At 60.7% G+C, this 15,275-nt stretch carries 13 protein-coding genes; 8 read left to right on the forward strand and 5 right to left on the reverse strand.

Translation table 11 applies throughout. The features are described 5' to 3' along the window. Positions 1–117: 117 nt before the first annotated feature. The 5 genes from nadD to ACODR9_RS09805 all read right to left on the reverse strand — a co-directional run bounded on the left by nadD (position 118) and on the right by ACODR9_RS09805 (position 3,874). On the reverse strand, positions 118–762 hold the full coding sequence (gene nadD / locus ACODR9_RS09785; protein WP_488809073.1) for a nicotinate-nucleotide adenylyltransferase: 645 nt from the start codon (positions 760–762) through the stop codon (positions 118–120). Next, a complete protein-coding gene (locus tag ACODR9_RS09790) occupies positions 759–1,340 on the reverse strand; it encodes a beta-class carbonic anhydrase (RefSeq protein WP_488809074.1) in 582 nt (193 codons plus the stop codon). The genes nadD and ACODR9_RS09790 overlap by 4 nt, the downstream gene beginning before the upstream one ends. 193 nt (positions 1,341–1,533) lie before the next feature. Continuing rightward, entirely contained in the window at positions 1,534–1,980 is a 447-nt protein-coding gene (locus ACODR9_RS09795) for a GNAT family N-acetyltransferase (RefSeq protein ID WP_488809075.1), read from the reverse strand. Further along, the gene (locus tag ACODR9_RS09800) at positions 1,977–2,975 is read right to left on the reverse strand and encodes a DUF2804 domain-containing protein (RefSeq protein WP_488809076.1); all 999 of its coding nucleotides are present in this window, start codon (positions 2,973–2,975) and stop codon (positions 1,977–1,979) included. Before ACODR9_RS09800 ends, ACODR9_RS09795 begins: the two co-directional genes overlap by 4 nt. Positions 2,976–3,010: 35 nt before the next feature. Next, on the reverse strand, positions 3,011–3,874 hold the full coding sequence (locus ACODR9_RS09805) for an MBL fold metallo-hydrolase (protein WP_488809077.1): 864 nt from the start codon (positions 3,872–3,874) through the stop codon (positions 3,011–3,013). A gap of 153 nt (positions 3,875–4,027) precedes the next feature. Here ACODR9_RS09805 and ACODR9_RS09810 point away from each other — a divergent pair, with 153 nt between their 5' ends. From ACODR9_RS09810 to lpdA, 8 genes are all read left to right on the forward strand, one after another. Further along, positions 4,028–4,345, forward strand: coding sequence for an ArsR/SmtB family transcription factor (locus ACODR9_RS09810; protein ID WP_488809078.1), 318 nt, complete (start codon positions 4,028–4,030; stop codon positions 4,343–4,345). A gap of 10 nt (positions 4,346–4,355) precedes the next feature. Further along, positions 4,356–4,793, forward strand: coding sequence for a YeeE/YedE family protein (locus ACODR9_RS09815; protein WP_488809079.1), 438 nt, complete (start codon positions 4,356–4,358; stop codon positions 4,791–4,793). A 3-nt stretch (positions 4,794–4,796) separates the two neighbouring features. Beyond that, a complete protein-coding gene (locus ACODR9_RS09820; RefSeq protein ID WP_488809080.1) occupies positions 4,797–5,216 on the forward strand; it encodes a DUF6691 family protein in 420 nt (139 codons plus the stop codon). After that, positions 5,204–6,910 carry a SulP family inorganic anion transporter gene (locus ACODR9_RS09825; protein ID WP_488809081.1) on the forward strand — a complete coding sequence of 569 codons (1,707 nt, stop codon included), beginning with the start codon at positions 5,204–5,206 and terminating at the stop codon, positions 6,908–6,910. The genes ACODR9_RS09820 and ACODR9_RS09825 overlap by 13 nt, the downstream gene beginning before the upstream one ends. Before the next feature lie 149 nt (positions 6,911–7,059). Next, positions 7,060–8,499: a M48 family metalloprotease gene (locus ACODR9_RS09830; RefSeq protein ID WP_488809082.1), complete on the forward strand. Its 1,440-nt coding sequence runs from the start codon at positions 7,060–7,062 to the stop codon at positions 8,497–8,499. A 303-nt stretch (positions 8,500–8,802) separates the two neighbouring features. Beyond that, positions 8,803–11,466, forward strand: coding sequence for a pyruvate dehydrogenase (acetyl-transferring), homodimeric type (gene aceE, locus ACODR9_RS09835; RefSeq protein WP_488809083.1), 2,664 nt, complete (start codon positions 8,803–8,805; stop codon positions 11,464–11,466). 123 nt (positions 11,467–11,589) lie between these two features. Next, entirely contained in the window at positions 11,590–13,233 is a 1,644-nt protein-coding gene (aceF, locus tag ACODR9_RS09840) for a dihydrolipoyllysine-residue acetyltransferase (protein ID WP_488809084.1), read from the forward strand. 92 nt (positions 13,234–13,325) lie between these two features. Next, on the forward strand, positions 13,326–15,125 hold the full coding sequence (gene lpdA, locus ACODR9_RS09845) for a dihydrolipoyl dehydrogenase (RefSeq protein ID WP_488809085.1): 1,800 nt from the start codon (positions 13,326–13,328) through the stop codon (positions 15,123–15,125). Positions 15,126–15,275: the final 150 nt, after the last annotated feature.

Raw genomic sequence — 15,275 nt, forward strand, 5'->3', positions numbered from 1 at the left:
AAACGGGCAAGGGCTTGCTTGCAATGGCAGGCAAATCCTTCCGGCAGTACGGTTTGCTGCATGCAGACAGCAGTCATCCACGATGGTGGTATCAACGGCAGTGCCTGGCTTGCAACTTTAGAGATATAGCTGATGCTGGCGGATATAGCCCAGTACCGGTGCGCTGAGCAGTTGCCCGACGTCAGCGCCGCTGTGCAGGCGCTGGCGTATCCCGGTGGCCGAGACATCCAGTGGAGGCAGGGCCAGGGGGCGCATTGTACCGGAAGGCGCGCCATTTGAAAAATCAGTGACTTGGCGTGTCTGCCACTGGGTACGCACGGCAGCTGGCAGACGGCTTTCGTTAAAGCCCGGCCGCAGGGCAACGGCGATATTGGCCAGTGCGAACAGCTCGGTCCAGCGCCGCCAGGTATGCAGGCTGGCCAGCGAGTCGCCACCGATCAGCCACCATAGCACTTGATCGGGGCCGATTTCGGCGCGGATTTCTTCCAGGGTGTCGATGGTGTAGGCCGGTTTGTTCCGTTGTACTTCACGGGCATCCACACGCAGGCCGGGCTGGCCGGCAATGGCCAGCTGTACCATGTCCAGCCGCTGTGCGGGGCTGGCATGCGGACCATGCTGGCGATGGTAGGGCTGGCCAGCGGGAATCAGCCTTACTTCATCCAGCTGCAGTTCGGTACGAAAGGCCTGCGCCATGCGCAGATGCGCGGCATGGATGGGGTCAAAGGTGCCGCCAAACAGGCCCAGCGCTGGCGCGGGTGTCATTCGTGAACGGGAGGCTTACCGGTGTAGCCGTCGATAATCAGTTCCAGCCGACCGGTGGAGGGGTGGATCACCATGCCGTGCACCGGAATGTCCTTGGGCATCAGCGGATGGTTGCGGATGGTCTGCACGCTATGGCGCACGCTGTCCGACACGTTGTCAAAACCCTTCAGCCAGTTGTCCAGATCAATACCGGCGTTGCGCAAGGTATCGATGGTTTCTTCGCTGATGCCGCGTTCGGTGGCATGGGCCAGAATCTTGTTGGGGTCGATGGCGCGCATGCCGCAATCGCGATGTGCCACCACGCAGATTTCTTCGGTACGCAGTTCATACACTGCCACAATCAGCGAGCGCATCACCGAGCCCCAGGGGTGGGTGATCAGTGCGCCAGCGTTCTTGATCAGCTTGGCATCGCCGTTTTTCAGACCCATGGCCTTGGGCAGCAGCTCGACCAGACGGGCATCCATGCAGGCGAGGACGGCCAGGCCCTTATCGGGAAACTTGTCGGTTTTGAATTGCTCGTACTCGCGGTTTTCGACGAAGCTCCGATTGTGCTCAAGAATGGTATTCAGCACACCCATGCGCGTGATCTCCTGGCTGAGGTTAGATTGAATGCTCTAATCGGGGCGCCATGCTAACACGTAGTCAGTCGCGAACAGGGGTATTTCGCCATGGCAGCCGGCTCGGCAGCGCGGCTATGGTAGACCAGTTTTTGGCAGGCGGGCCAACTTTGTTGCGCGGGGGCGGGCAAGATATTGTGCCGAGGCGGCGGGCTTAGGGCGTATCAACCAGTTGTTTGCGGAAGGTTTTCTGGCTCTGGCTCAGGCTGTAGCCCTGGCGCTGGTAGAAGTCCGGTGCTTCCTCGCGGTGGATGGCCGCGCGCAGGGTGACGGTGGTGGCACCTTTGGTACGGGCCCAGCGTTCGGCCACGTGTATCAGCGCACGACCGGCACCGTGCCGTCGCCAGCGCAGGCCTACGGCCAGGCCACCTATTTCAACCGCTGCCGGTGATTCCAGCAGCGGTCGCCAGAATGCATGCAGCCAGCCTGCTACTTCGCCCTGGATTTCGGCCACCCACAGCTGATGCAGGTCGGGGCTGCCCAGCAGCATGGTCAGCCGGTCTCCCAGTGCCTGGATATCCGAGGGGTAGCCCATTTCCTCGGTCAGTGCGGTCAGGGCCGGCACATCCTGATAATTGGCGGGGCGGATAATGATGGTCATGGCATTACCAACGTGCGAAATGGTCTTCGGTTACACGCCAGGTTTTGCACTATATGTACGGCCTGGCTGGACGGGTGGCTGATATGGCCATCGAAGCGGCCGATCACTTGAATATAACGGCTACTGGCGATCAGAAGATTCTGATTTTTCGACCGCAGACCTTCCGGGGTGAATTGCAATGCGAGCAGTCCGTCATCGCTGCGCAACTGCCATGGCCGCAGGGGGTGTTGCGGATCGTAGTCAAATCCTACTCCTTCCAGCGGGAGTAGTTGATCGTTTATCCAGATGGCGTTCTCGGCTTTACCCATATAGCCCTGCTGCAGATTAAAGCCTAGCCCGGCACGGTGAGCGCTGGCCCAGCGCCAGCCGGTTTCCCGCGCCAGCAGTCCATTGGAGTAATCCAGGCTGGCAATGGCACCATCCAGCGAAAAACGCTGGCCCTGGCAGTCGGCAAAGCCGCTGGCATCCAGTGCGCCGGACTTGTGGGTGGAATGTGCCAGCCAGTCGCCGGGTGCAATGGCAGCCAGTACCGGTGGCATGTGGTCGATGGCGATATGTGCGGCCAGCTGCAGCGTGGGGGATTTTACGTCTACAGCCAGATAAGCACCCTGGCGGCTAAAGCGGATGGACAGGGAGCGGCTGGCAAAGCCTGCATCGGCAAAAGCCTGGTCGGCCACGTGGGCGCGATGGCGTGGAAAACTATCAGCACCCACATCAGCCAGCAGGCGGCCGGTGCGGCGATCAAACAAATAGGCGAAGGCGGCGCCGGTCCAGCCTACGTCTACCACGGCCAGGCCGATGACATAGTCAGGATGAGTCAGTGCCAGGTATTGCCAGCGTTTGTGGCGCAGGGGGCGCAGCAAGCGTTGCCAGGGTGAAAGTGGCAGCGCATGCCAGTCCAGCTGGGCAATCCGGCCTTGATAGCGCCCGAACCTGGGCTGGCCGTGGCCATCAAGCAGACAGTCAGGCGCGAGAGGAAGGGCGGAGGATGGCATGGCTGTAAGGCCCGGTTTGAAACACACGTTTGAGTCTACAACATATCCAGCGGTATTTTCAGGTAAGGCACGCCGTTGCTTTCTGCCTTGGGGAAGTGACCGGCGCGGATGTTTATCTGAATGGCCGGCAAAATCAGCAGAGGCATCTCCAGCGTGGCATCCCGCGCCTGGCGCAGGGCGACAAAATCGGCTTCCTGGATGCCTGCATGCAAATGGATATTGTGCTGCTTTTGTTCCGCCACCGTGCTTTCCCATGCAAGCGGCCGTTCCCCGGCGGGATAATCGTGGCACATGAACAAGCGTGTGCTATCTGGCAGTGACAGCAGCCGCTGTACCGATTGGTAAAGGGTGGCGGCATTGCCACCGGGAAAGTCACAGCGTGCGCTGCCTACGTCGGGCATGAACAGGGTGTCGCCGACGAATACCGCATCGCCGATCTGATAAGCCATGTCGGCTGGGGTATGGCCCGGCACAAACAGCGCCTTGGCCTGCAGCTTGCCGATGTAAAACACCTCGTCATCGGCAAACAGATGGTCGAACTGGCTGCCATCGGTGGCAAAATCCTCGCCCAGATTGAAGACGGACTGGAAAATTTTCTGTACCTGGGCAATGCCGCTGCCGATGCCGATTTTTCCGCCGGCCTGCTGTTGCAGCCAGGCGGCCGCAGAGAGATGGTCGGCGTGGGCATGGGTTTCCAGAATCCACTGCAGCGTCAGTTGCTGTGCGTGCAGAAAGTCCAGCAACTGGCTGGCGTTGCGGCGGGATGTGCGACCTGATTTGGCATCGTAATCCAGTACCGGGTCGATGATGGCGGCGTGGCCGCCCGGCTGGTCGTACACCACATGGGTGGCTGTGGCGGTAACCGGGTCGAAAAAAGTGGCAAGCTTGGGCTGTTGCATGACGGGCTCCACATCAAAGGCAGGGCGTGATGTTTTGTGTTGCAGGCATCACCTGTCTGTTATCATTATACTATAATGTATATTATAATTTGAGCAGAATCCGGTATTTGCCGTAAGCAGGTACTGCGGTTAATGGCCTCTGGGATGGAAACAATGGATTTGATGTTACTGCGTGCCAATGCCAGCCGGGCGGCAAGTTTGTTGAAAAGCCTGGCTAATGAGGATCGCCTGTTGCTGCTTTGTCAGTTGGTTGATGGAGAGAAAACCGTGTCTGAGCTGGAAGGGCTTACCGGTATCCGCCAGCCCACGCTGTCGCAACAGCTGGGCGTATTACGTAATGAAGGCCTGGTCAGTACCCGGCGTGAAGGCAAGTGGATTTACTACACTATCGCCAGCGCCGAAGCCATGACCATGCTGGCGGCCCTGCACGGCGTGTTTTGTGCCGATGATACCGCGCCGTCTCAAGAATAAAGGAATGGACATGCAGATTGACTGGGCAAGCTTTACCCCGGCGGCTTCGCTGGCCGGTGGCATGCTGATTGGTCTGGCGGCAAGCTGGCTGGTGTTGATGAATGGCCGTATTGCCGGTATCAGCGGCATGCTGGGTGGTTTGCTGGACCGGGCTGGCGACTGGCCGCTGCGGATGGCCTTTGTTCTGGGGCTGCTGCTGGCCCCTGCTGTTTGGCTGGTTTTTATCGGCGGACTGCCTGCCATGCAATTGGATAGCTCGCTGCCACGCCTGTTGCTGGCCGGCGTGCTGGTAGGGGTGGGGACACGGCTGGCATCTGGCTGTACCAGCGGTCATGGGGTGTGTGGTTTGTCCCGGCTGTCGCCGCGCTCCTTGCTGGCTACCCTCAGTTTTATGTTGAGTGCTGGCGTGACGGTGTATGTCGTGCGTCATTGCCTGGGATGGGCCTGAGCCATGAGCAAAATTTTATCCGCGCTGATTGCCGGTCTGTTGTTCGGCCTGGGTCTGTTGCTGTCCGGCATGAGCAATCCAGCCAAAGTGCTGGGTTTTCTGGATGTGACTGGCCGTTGGGACCCCAGCCTTGCACTGGTTATGGCTGGTGCCATCTGTATTGCCTTTTTTGCCTTCCGCCGTGCTGAACGGCAAAGTCACAGCCTGCTGGGCGAGCCGATGCAGTTGCCGGACAAAAGCCGACTGACCGTGCGGCTGGTGCTGGGAAGTGTGCTGTTTGGCATCGGTTGGGGGTTGGCCGGCATCTGCCCGGGCCCGGCCCTGGTGCTGACTGGCATGGCCCTGCCGGCAGGTGCATGGTTTGTCCTCGCCATGCTGACCGGCATGTGGTTGGCGCGCCAGCTGTCGCGATGGCTGCCCTGAGCAGCCTGTTTCCCGGCTGGGTGGGCGCATATCGCCGCCAGTGGCTGGCTGGCGATCTGACCGCTGGTGTTGTGGTTACCCTGCTGCTGATACCACAAAGCCTGGCGTATGCCCTGCTGGCCGGCTTGCCGGTACAGGCGGGCTTGTATGCCAGCGTTGCCCCCTTGCTGGTGTATGCCATCAGTGGGCGTGGCTATGCCCAGTCGGTGGGGCCGATGGCGCTGACGTCCTTGCTGACCGCAGCCACCCTGTCGCGTTTTGCTGCCGCCGGCAGTAGCGACTATCTGGCGCTGGCTTTGTGGTTGGCCACTTTGTCGGGTTTGATGCTGCTGGCCATGGGCATGGCCAGACTGGGTTTTATTGCCGATCTGCTTTCCGAGCCGGTGCTGGCAGCCTTTACTACTGCCAGTGCGCTGCTCATCGTATTGTCCCAGCTGGGGCCGCTGACGGGCCTGCATTTGCCGGGCAACTCGCTGCCGCAGTGGTTGCTGGCCGCGTGGCAGCAGGCTGAAGCATGGCAGGCATCTTCTTTATGGGTAGGGGCGAGCGCACTGGCCTTGCTGCTGGGGCTGCGGCGCTGGGGATCGGCTGCATTGCAACGGCTGGGCATGCCCGCCGCCGTGGCCAGCGTGCTGCTGCGCACCGCCCCGGTACTGGTCATGCTGGCGGGCATGCTGCTGCCCCCAAGCTGGCAGGTGTCGGTGGTTGGGCCGGTTCCGGCAGGGCTGCCCGTGGCGGCATTGCCGCTCATTCCACTTTCCCGGCTGGCAGATCTGGCCATGCCAGCCTTCTTCATCGCGCTCATCAACTATGTGCAGAGCCTGTCCGTGGCACAGCTGCTGGCGGCGCGGCGGCAGGAGAGCGTTGATCCGGACCGGGAGCTGCTGGCGCTCGGCCTGTGCAATATTGCCGCCGGCCTGGCCGGTGGCTTTCCCGTGACAGGTGGCTTGAGCCGCTCGGTGGTTAATGCCGATGCCGGTGCCAACTCCCAGCTGGCATCACTGGTGACCGCCGCAGGCATGCTGTTGCTGATGTTTCTGGCGACCGGCGTATTGGCACGGCTGCCGCTGCCGGTGCTGGCCGCCACCATCATCGCCTCTCTCCTGTCCATGCTGAATGTGGCCAGCCTGCGCCGGGCCTGGCTGGCCGAGCGGGCCGATGCCGTGGCCTGGCTGCTCACCTTCGGCCTGGTACTGCTGCTGGGGGTGGACAGTGGCATCATGGCGGGCGTGCTGGTTTCGCTCGCTACCTTGTTGTGGCGCAGCAGCCGGCCGCACATTGCCGTGCTGGGACGGGTGCCGGGTACCCATCATTTTCGCAACCGCCTGCGCCACACGGTGGAATGTCTGCCCGGCGTGCTGTTGCTGCGCGTGGATGAAAGCCTGTACTTCGGCAATGCCCGGCAGGTGCGTCAGGCTTTGCTGTCCAGGGTGGGGCCGTCGGATGGGGTGCGACAGGTGGTGCTGGTAATGAGCGCGGTCAACCGGGTAGACACCACGGCATTAACCATGCTGGAAGGGCTGGATCTGGCCTTGCAGCAAGCGGGGGTGGTTCTGCATCTGGCCGAAATCAAGGGGCCGGTGGCGGATATCCTGCAGCGGGCCGGCTTGGCGGCGCGTTTTGCCGGCAGAGTGCATCTGTCCACGCAGGCAGCGTGGCAAAGCCTGGCCGGACCGGCTGATTATCAAATCTGAACCATTCTCATGGCATGAAAGCACTGCCTGGCGCTGGGCAGCATGCCAAGGCAGGGCTATGCTGTGGCAATTCCGGGCGCTGACCGGTTTGCCGGATCAGCTTGCAACCAAATCGCTGTTGCCTGTTCACATCCAAGATGAAAAAAACCTTGCTTGCCACTCTGTTGGCCTTGGCACTGGTCCAGCCGTTGCGGGCCTACGCCGACCTGCCTTCTCTGCCTGATCTGGGCGATGTGTCCGACACTGCGCTTTCCATGGCTGACGAAGCCAGGTTAGGGCGGGATTTCATGCGCGCCATGCGTGATGCTGGCGACGTGCTGGATGACGCCGAAGTCAATGACTACATCAATACGCTGGGCCATCGTTTGTCGGCCAGTGTGCGCATTCCCGGCCTGCACCTCACCTATTTTGTGGTCAACGACAAGCAGATCAACGCATTTGCCATGCCGGGTGGCTATGTGGGGGTAAATAGTGGCCTGGTGGTGGCCACGCAGAGTGAGGGTGAGCTGGCCTCGGTGGTCGGGCATGAAACCGCCCATGTCACCCAGCGCCATATTGCGCGCATGCAAGCGGAAAGCTCGGCCACCAGCCCGCTATTGCTCTTGGGCACCGTGCTGGCTGCCGTGTTGGCATCGCGCGCCGGGGGAAGTCAGGCCTCGATTGGTACGCTATCGGCCGGCCTGGGCTTGCAAATTTCCAATCAGTTATCGTTCTCACGCGATTTCGAACGCGAAGCCGACCGTGTCGGCATGCAATATCTGGCACAGGCCGGTTTCGATGTGCGCACCATGCCGGCATTTTTCCAGCGACTGGAAGCGGCCAACCGCTATAGCGACAACAATGCCTATGCCTTCCTGCGCACCCACCCGGTCACCTCGCAGCGCATCAGCGAAGCGCAGAATCGCGCACTGGAATATCCGGTCAAAATGAGGGCGGACAGTACTGCTTATCTGCTGGTGCGGGAAAAACTGCGTGTCATGACACTGGCCCCAGACGACGCCGTACGCTATTACCAGACCATGCTAGATAAAGGTCAGTATCTCAATGAAGGTGCTGCGTGGTATGGGATGTCGCGCGCGCAACTGGCCAGCCACCAGTTGTCAGCCGCCCGCAGTGCACTGAGCAAGGCGGAAAGCCGCTTGCCAGCAGACCCCATGCTGTTTGGGCAGCAGGCGGCGATTGCACGTGAGGCCGGTGATTGGGGCGCGGCATTGGCCAGCCTGCGGCGTGGGCAGCAGTCCTTCAAGGACAGCCAGCCCTTGCAAATGGCCGAGCTGGATGTCCTCATAGACAGCGGCAATCGTCCTGCTGCGCTGGCTTTGCTGCGGCAACTGCAAAGTCGTTATCCGCGCGATGCCACGCTGTACCGCAGTGAAGCCCGGTTGTATGCGGACAAAGACCCACAGCACTACCATGCGGCACTGGGTAATGCTTTTTACTTCGAGCGGCGTTACGAGGCGGCGTTGGAACAGTATCAGTTTGCCTCCCAAGCCAAAGGAGACGACTTCTATCTGCGTTCTTCGATCGAGGCACGCATGCGCGAAGTTGAAAAATTGCTGAAAGAAGAAAAGAAGGATTCGGGGAAATAAACTGGAGTTGAGGTTGCAGGAGGCGGTATCGCAAAAAAACAACATGATGCAGCGCAATATCCTGATAAATGGAGCAAATATTCAGTGATAACCCTAATTGCCTATTCCGCTGTTGCCTCCTGAAACTATACACTCCGCAACACCAGAGGGCCTTTTCATAAATGAACATTTTTATTGCGAAAATGATCGTTTATAATCTGTCCCTAACGAGTCCGGTTCGTTTTTTCGTTTTCGATCCGGTAACACAATAAAGTGGGTCTGGACCTGATCCCGGCCCCCGTCACCCCGATGTGAGGATGAGATATGGCTGCAACCTTCCCTGACGATATCGATCCCCTGGAAACCCAGGAGTGGACTGAAGCGCTGGAGTCGGTTCTGGATACCGAAGGTTCCGAGCGCGCACACTTCCTGCTGGAAACCATGGTTGAGCGCACCCGCCGCCGTGGCGCCTACCTGCCTTTCGACGCGACTACCGCGTACCAGAACACCATCCCGGTGGGTAAAGAACAGAAATCCCCCGGCAATCACGAGATGGAGCATCGCATTCGCTCCATCAACCGCTGGAACGCCGCTGCGCTGGTACTGCGCGCCGGCAAGAAAAACCTGGAACTGGGCGGCCACATTGCATCCTTCCAGTCCTCCGCTACCCTGTACGACGTTGGTTTCAATCACTTCTGGCGTGCTCCGAACGACGAGCAAGACGGTGATCTGATCTACTTCCAGGGCCACATTGCCCCGGGCGTATACTCCCGTGCCTTCCTGGAAGGCCGCCTGTCCGAAGCGCAGCTGGACAGCTTCCGTCAGGAAGTGGACGGCAACGGCCTGTCTTCCTATCCGCACCCGTGGCTGATGGACGACTTCTGGCAGTTCCCCACTGTATCCATGGGCCTTGGCCCGCTGATGGCCATTTATCAGGCCCGTTTCCTGAAATACCTGGAAAGCCGTGGCCTCGCCCGTACTCCGGGTCGCAAGGTATGGTGCTTCTGCGGTGACGGCGAGATGGACGAACCGGAATCCCTGGGTGCCATCGCCCTGGCCGCTCGTGAAGGCCTGGACAACCTGATCTTCGTCATCAACTGCAACCTGCAGCGTCTGGACGGCCCGGTACGTGGCAACGGCAAGATCATCCAGGAACTGGAAGGCGACTTCCGTGGTTCCGGCTGGAACGTATTGAAAGTCATCTGGGGCAGCCGCTGGGATCCGCTGCTGGCCATGGACACCAAGGGCCTGCTGAAGAAGCGCATGGATGAATGCGTGGACGGTGACTACCAGACCTTCAAGTCCAAGAACGGTGCCTATGTTCGCGAACACTTCTTCGGCAAGTATCCGGAGCTGCGCGAAATGGTGGCCAATATGTCCGACGACGAAATCTGGGCACTGAACCGTGGCGGCCACGACCCGCACAAGGTTTACGCGGCTTACTACGAAGCCACCAATAATGCCAACGGTCGTCCGACCGTGATCCTGGCCAAGACCATCAAGGGTTACGGCATGGGTTCGTCCGGTGAAGCGCAGAACATTGCCCACCAGGCCAAGAAGATGGATATCGAAAGCCTGCGCAAATTCCGCGACCGCTTCGGCATCCCGGTTTCCGATGCAGATCTGCCGAACGTGCCGTACTACAAGCCGGCCGACGACAGCCCGGAAATGAAGTACATGCGCGAACGCCGCGCCGCGCTGGGTGGCTATCTACCGGCCCGCAAGCCGGTGAAGGCGCCGCTGGCCATCCCGGGCCTGCATGTATTCGATAGCCTGCTGGGTGATTCGGGCGAGCGCGAGTTCTCCACCACCATGGCCTTTGTGCGCATGCTGGGTACCCTGCTCAAAGACAAAAACATCACCAAGCAGATCGTTCCGATCGTGCCGGACGAATCCCGCACCTTCGGTATGGAAGGCATGTTCCGCCAGTACGGCATCTGGTCCACCCAGGGTCAGAACTACGTACCGCAGGATGCCGACCAGCTGATGTTCTACAAGGAATCCAAAGACGGCCAGATGCTGCAAGAAGGCATCAACGAGCCGGGCGCGATGTCCTCGTGGATTGCCGCAGCCACCAGCTACGCCAACCACGGCATTCCGATGATTCCGTTCTACATCTACTACTCGATGTTCGGTTTCCAGCGTATCGGCGACCTGGCCTGGGCCGCTGGCGACATGCGCGCCCGTGGCTTCATGCTGGGCGGCACTGCCGGTCGTACCACCCTGAACGGTGAAGGCCTGCAGCATGAAGACGGCCACAGCCACATCCAGGCTGGCCTGATCCCGAACTGCGTGTCCTATGACCCGACCTTCGCTTACGAGCTGGCAGTCATCCTGCAAGACGGTCTGCGCCGCATGTATGGCGAGCAGGAAGACGTGTTCTACTACATCACCCTGATGAACGAGAACTACACCCACCCGGCCATGCCGCAAGGCGCCGAGCAGGGCATCATCAAGGGCATGTACCTGCTGAAGGACGGCGGCGACGCCAAGGTGAAGGTACAGCTGATGGGCTCCGGCACCATCCTGCGCGAAGTAATGGCTGCGGCTGATCTGCTGCGCAATGACTTCGGTATCGCTTCGGACATCTGGAGCGTGACTTCCTTCAACGAACTGCGTCGCGACGGCATGGAAGCTGCCCGCTTCAACCTGCTGCACCCGACCGAAGCTGCCCGCAAGTCCTTTGTCGAGCAGCAGCTGGAAGGCCGCAGCGGTCCGGTGATTGCCGCTACCGACTACATCCGCAACTACGCCGACCAGATTCGCGAATACGTACCGGGTCGCTACGTGGTACTGGGCACCGACGGTTTTGGCCGCTCCGACAGCCGCGCCAAGCTGCGCGAGTTCTTCGAAGTGGATCGTCACTACGTCGCCGTGGCTGCCCTGTCCGCCCTGGCCCGCGAAGGCAAGATCGAAGCGGCCAAGGTGGCCGAAGCGATCGCCAAGTACGGCATCAAGGCTGACAAGCTGCCTTCCTGGAAGGCATAAGGCCGGGCCGGATACGGCCAAGCTTGAGGTAGGGAGCCCGCCCCGCCGGGGCAGGCTCCGCAACGTAGCCGAATATCGGTGGCGGCACTGCACAGGTGCCGCCGCTCTACGGATGGAAAGCTCATGAGCAATCTGATCGAACTGAAAGTGCCCGACATCGGTGGGCACAGCAATGTAGACATTATCGAAGTGTTCATCACCGTGGGTCAGACCGTGGCAGTGGACGATTCGCTGATCACCCTGGAAACCGACAAGGCCACCATGGAAGTTCCGGCCGAAGCCGCCGGTGTGGTCAAGGAAGTCAAGGCCGTGCTGGGCGGCAAGATTTCCGAAGGTGATGTCATCGCCATTATCGAAGTTGGCGCCAGCGCAGCGGCTCCGGCTCCGGCCGCAGCCGCGCCTGCTGCTGTTGCTCCGGCCCCGGTTGCAGCGGTTGCCGCCGCTCCGGCAGCAGCTCCGGTTGCAGCGCCTGCCGCACCGGCTGCCAGCGGTCGCATCGACATCGTGGTACCGGATATCGGCGGCCATAACGGTGTGGACGTGATCGAAGTGTCCGTCAAAGTGGGCGACGTGATCAGCGTGGACGATTCCCTGATCACGCTGGAAACCGACAAGGCCACCATGGAAGTGCCGGCCACGGCCGCTGGCAAGGTGCTTGAAGTCAAGGTTGCCGTTGGCAGCAAGGTAAGCCAGGGCGACCTGATTGTCGTGGTGGAAGGCGCTGTTGCCGCCGCCGCTGCACCGGTGGCCGCAGCTGCTGCAGCTCCGGCTGCTGTTGCCGCTGCACCTGCCGCCGCTGCACCGGTTGCGGCCAGCACCAGTCTGCCAGCCATCAACGAAGCCAGCTTCTCCAAGGCGCATGCCGGTCCGTCGGTACGCCGTCTGGCACGTGATCTGGGTGTGGACCTGGGTCGCGTCAAGGGTACTGGGCGCAAGGGTCGCATCATCGACGCCGACGTGAAGGCCTTCGTGAAGGGCGTGATGCAGAACCCGGTGGCTGCTGCCCCGGCCGCTGCGGGTGGCTCCGGCGTGGGTCTGGATCTGTTGCCGTGGCCGAAGGTGGATTTTGCCAAGTTCGGCCCGATCGAAACCAAGCCGCTGTCGCGCATCCAGAAGATTTCCGGTGCCAACCTCAGCCGTAACTGGGTGATGATCCCGCACGTCACATTCAATGACGAGTGCGACATCACCGAGCTGGAAGACTTCCGCAAGACCATCGGCAAGGAGTGGGAAAAGTCCGGTCTGAAGATTTCGCCGCTGGCCTTCATCATCAAGGCCGCTGCCGAAGCCCTCAAGGCTTTCCCCAACTTCAACAGCTCGCTGGACGGTGACAACCTGGTGCTCAAGCAGTACTACCACATCGGCTTTGCCGCCGACACGCCGAATGGCCTGGTGGTACCGGTGATCAAGAACGTGGATCAGAAGGGCATCAAGCAGATCGCCAAGGAATTGACCGATCTGTCGCTGCAAGCCCGCGAAGGCAAGCTCAAGCCGACCGACATGCAAGGTGCCACCTTCACCATTTCCAGTCTGGGCGGTATTGGCGGCAACAGCTTCACCCCGATCGTGAATGCGCCGGAAGTGGCCATCCTGGGTGTGTGCAAGAGCCAGATCAAGCCGGTATGGAACGGTAAGGAATTTGCACCGCGCCTGATGTGCCCGCTGTCGCTGTCCTTCGATCACCGCGTGATCGACGGTGCTGCAGCCGCACGCTTCACCGTGCATCTGGGCAAGCTGCTGTCCGACGTGCGTCGCCTGATCCTCTGATGATCGGGTCGGACGGGTCCATGTGGCCCGTCCACGTCTGCCGAACACTGGTGCGGCCCGCATGCGGGCCCGCGCCCAACGGATGAAAAGCCATGAGCAATCTGATTGAACTGAAAGTCCCGGATATCGGCGGCCACAACAATGTGGACGTGATCGAAGTCTTCGTGAAACCGGGCGATGTGGTGAGCAAGGACGACAGCCTCATCACGCTGGAAACCGACAAGGCCACCATGGAAGTACCGGCGGAAACCGCCGGCGTGGTGAAGGAAGTTAAAGTAGCCGTAGGTGGCAAGGTGAGCGAAGGTGATGTGATCGTCATCGTCGAAGCCGCAGTGGCCGCTGGTGCCGCCCCGGCTGAAGCCAAGCCGCTGGAAACCACCGGTGTTGCCTCGGCGCATACTGATGCCGGTTTTGCCCCGCCGGCGGCACCGGTAGCCGCCAGCCACGGTGGCAGTGCTGATATCGAATGCGATGTGATGGTGCTGGGTGGTGGCCCTGGTGGTTACTCCGCCGCCTTCCGTGCTGCCGACCTGGGCCAGAAAGTGGTCATTGTCGAGCGCTACTCCACCCTGGGTGGCGTGTGCCTGAACGTGGGCTGCATTCCGTCCAAGGCGCTGCTGCACAATGCTGCCGTGATTGACGAAGTGAGCCATCTGGCCGCCAACGGTATCAAGTTCGGCAAGCCGGAAGTGGATATCGACCTGTTGCGCGGCTACAAGGAAAAGGTCATCGGCAAGCTGACCGGTGGCCTGGCCGGCATGGCCAAGGCGCGCAAGGTGCAAATCGTGCGTGGCAATGGCCGCTTCATCGACCCGCATCACATCGAAGTGTCGGTCACCACCGGCAACGGTCGTGATGAGAGCGGCGAGAAGACCATCGTCAAGTTCAAGAACGCCATCATCGCCGCCGGTTCGCGCGTGGTGAAACTGCCGTTCATTCCGGATGATCCGCGAGTGGTGGACTCCACCGGCGCGCTGGAACTGAAAGCCGTACCGGAAAAGATGCTGATCATCGGTGGCGGCATCATCGGTCTGGAAATGGGTACCGTTTACTCCACGCTGGGCGCGCGCCTGGACGTGGTGGAAATGCTGGACGGCCTGATGCAAGGTGCCGACCGTGACCTGGTCAAGGTATGGCAGAAGTGGAATGCCCACCGCTTCGACAACATCATGCTCAATACCAAGACCGTGGCTGTCGAGCCGAAGGAAGACGGCGTGTATGTCACCTTCGAGGGCGAACAGGCGCCGAAAGAACCGCAACGTTACGACCTGGTGCTGTACGCCACCGGCCGCGCGCCTAACGGCAAGCTGCTGGGTGCGGAAAACGCCGGCGTGGCGGTGACCGACCGTGGTTTCATCCCGGTGGACAAGCAGCAGCGTACCAATGTGCCGCACATCTACGCCATTGGTGACATCGTCGGCCAGCCGATGCTGGCACACAAGGGCGTGCATGAAGGCCATGTGGCAGCAGAAAACTGCGCTGAGCACAAAGCCTTCTTCGACGCCCGCGTGATTCCGGGCGTGGCGTATACCGATCCGGAAGTGGCCTGGGTGGGCATGACCGAAGACGAAGCCAAGAAGCAGGGCATCAAGGTGGAGAAATCCGTCTTCCCGTGGGCTGCGTCCGGTCGCGCCATCGCCAACGGTCGTGATGAAGGCTTCACCAAGCTGATTTTCGATCCGGCTACCCATCAGGTGATTGGTGGTGGCATTGTCGGCCCGCACGCTGGCGACATGATTGGTGAAATCTGCCTGGCGATTGAAATGGGCTGCGATGCTGAAGACATCGCCAAGACCATTCACCCGCACCCCACCATGGGCGAATCCATTGGCATGGCCGCCGAAGTATTCGAGGGTAGCTGCACGGATTTGCCGCCGCAGCGCAAGAAGTAAGCAGCCAGCCCGGTCGGAAGGCCGGGCAGAACTGCCTGCAGTCCCGGCCCGCCACTGGCGAGTCGCATATTATCTCTCTCAAGTCTTATGGCGGATGATTCCGCCATTTTTTATGGCAGGACGTTTTGTCGTACATGTCGACAGCCCTCG

The organism is Aquitalea sp. FG25, assembly GCF_057809375.1.

Excerpts from the sequence above, each read along its gene's own strand:
- nadD (WP_488809073.1), bottom strand. The coding sequence starts at position 762 with ATGACACCCGCGCCAGCGCTGGGCCTGTTTGGCGGCACCTTTGACCCC.
- ACODR9_RS09790 (WP_488809074.1), bottom strand. The coding sequence starts at position 1,340 with ATGGGTGTGCTGAATACCATTCTTGAGCACAATCGGAGCTTCGTCGAA.
- ACODR9_RS09795 (WP_488809075.1), bottom strand. The coding sequence starts at position 1,980 with ATGACCATCATTATCCGCCCCGCCAATTATCAGGATGTGCCGGCCCTG.
- ACODR9_RS09800 (WP_488809076.1), bottom strand. The coding sequence starts at position 2,975 with ATGCCATCCTCCGCCCTTCCTCTCGCGCCTGACTGTCTGCTTGATGGC.
- ACODR9_RS09805 (WP_488809077.1), bottom strand. The coding sequence starts at position 3,874 with ATGCAACAGCCCAAGCTTGCCACTTTTTTCGACCCGGTTACCGCCACA.
- ACODR9_RS09810 (WP_488809078.1), top strand. The coding sequence starts at position 4,028 with ATGGATTTGATGTTACTGCGTGCCAATGCCAGCCGGGCGGCAAGTTTG.
- ACODR9_RS09815 (WP_488809079.1), top strand. The coding sequence starts at position 4,356 with ATGCAGATTGACTGGGCAAGCTTTACCCCGGCGGCTTCGCTGGCCGGT.
- ACODR9_RS09820 (WP_488809080.1), top strand. The coding sequence starts at position 4,797 with ATGAGCAAAATTTTATCCGCGCTGATTGCCGGTCTGTTGTTCGGCCTG.
- ACODR9_RS09825 (WP_488809081.1), top strand. The coding sequence starts at position 5,204 with ATGGCTGCCCTGAGCAGCCTGTTTCCCGGCTGGGTGGGCGCATATCGC.
- aceE (WP_488809083.1), top strand. The coding sequence starts at position 8,803 with ATGGCTGCAACCTTCCCTGACGATATCGATCCCCTGGAAACCCAGGAG.
- aceF (WP_488809084.1), top strand. The coding sequence starts at position 11,590 with ATGAGCAATCTGATCGAACTGAAAGTGCCCGACATCGGTGGGCACAGC.
- lpdA (WP_488809085.1), top strand. The coding sequence starts at position 13,326 with ATGAGCAATCTGATTGAACTGAAAGTCCCGGATATCGGCGGCCACAAC.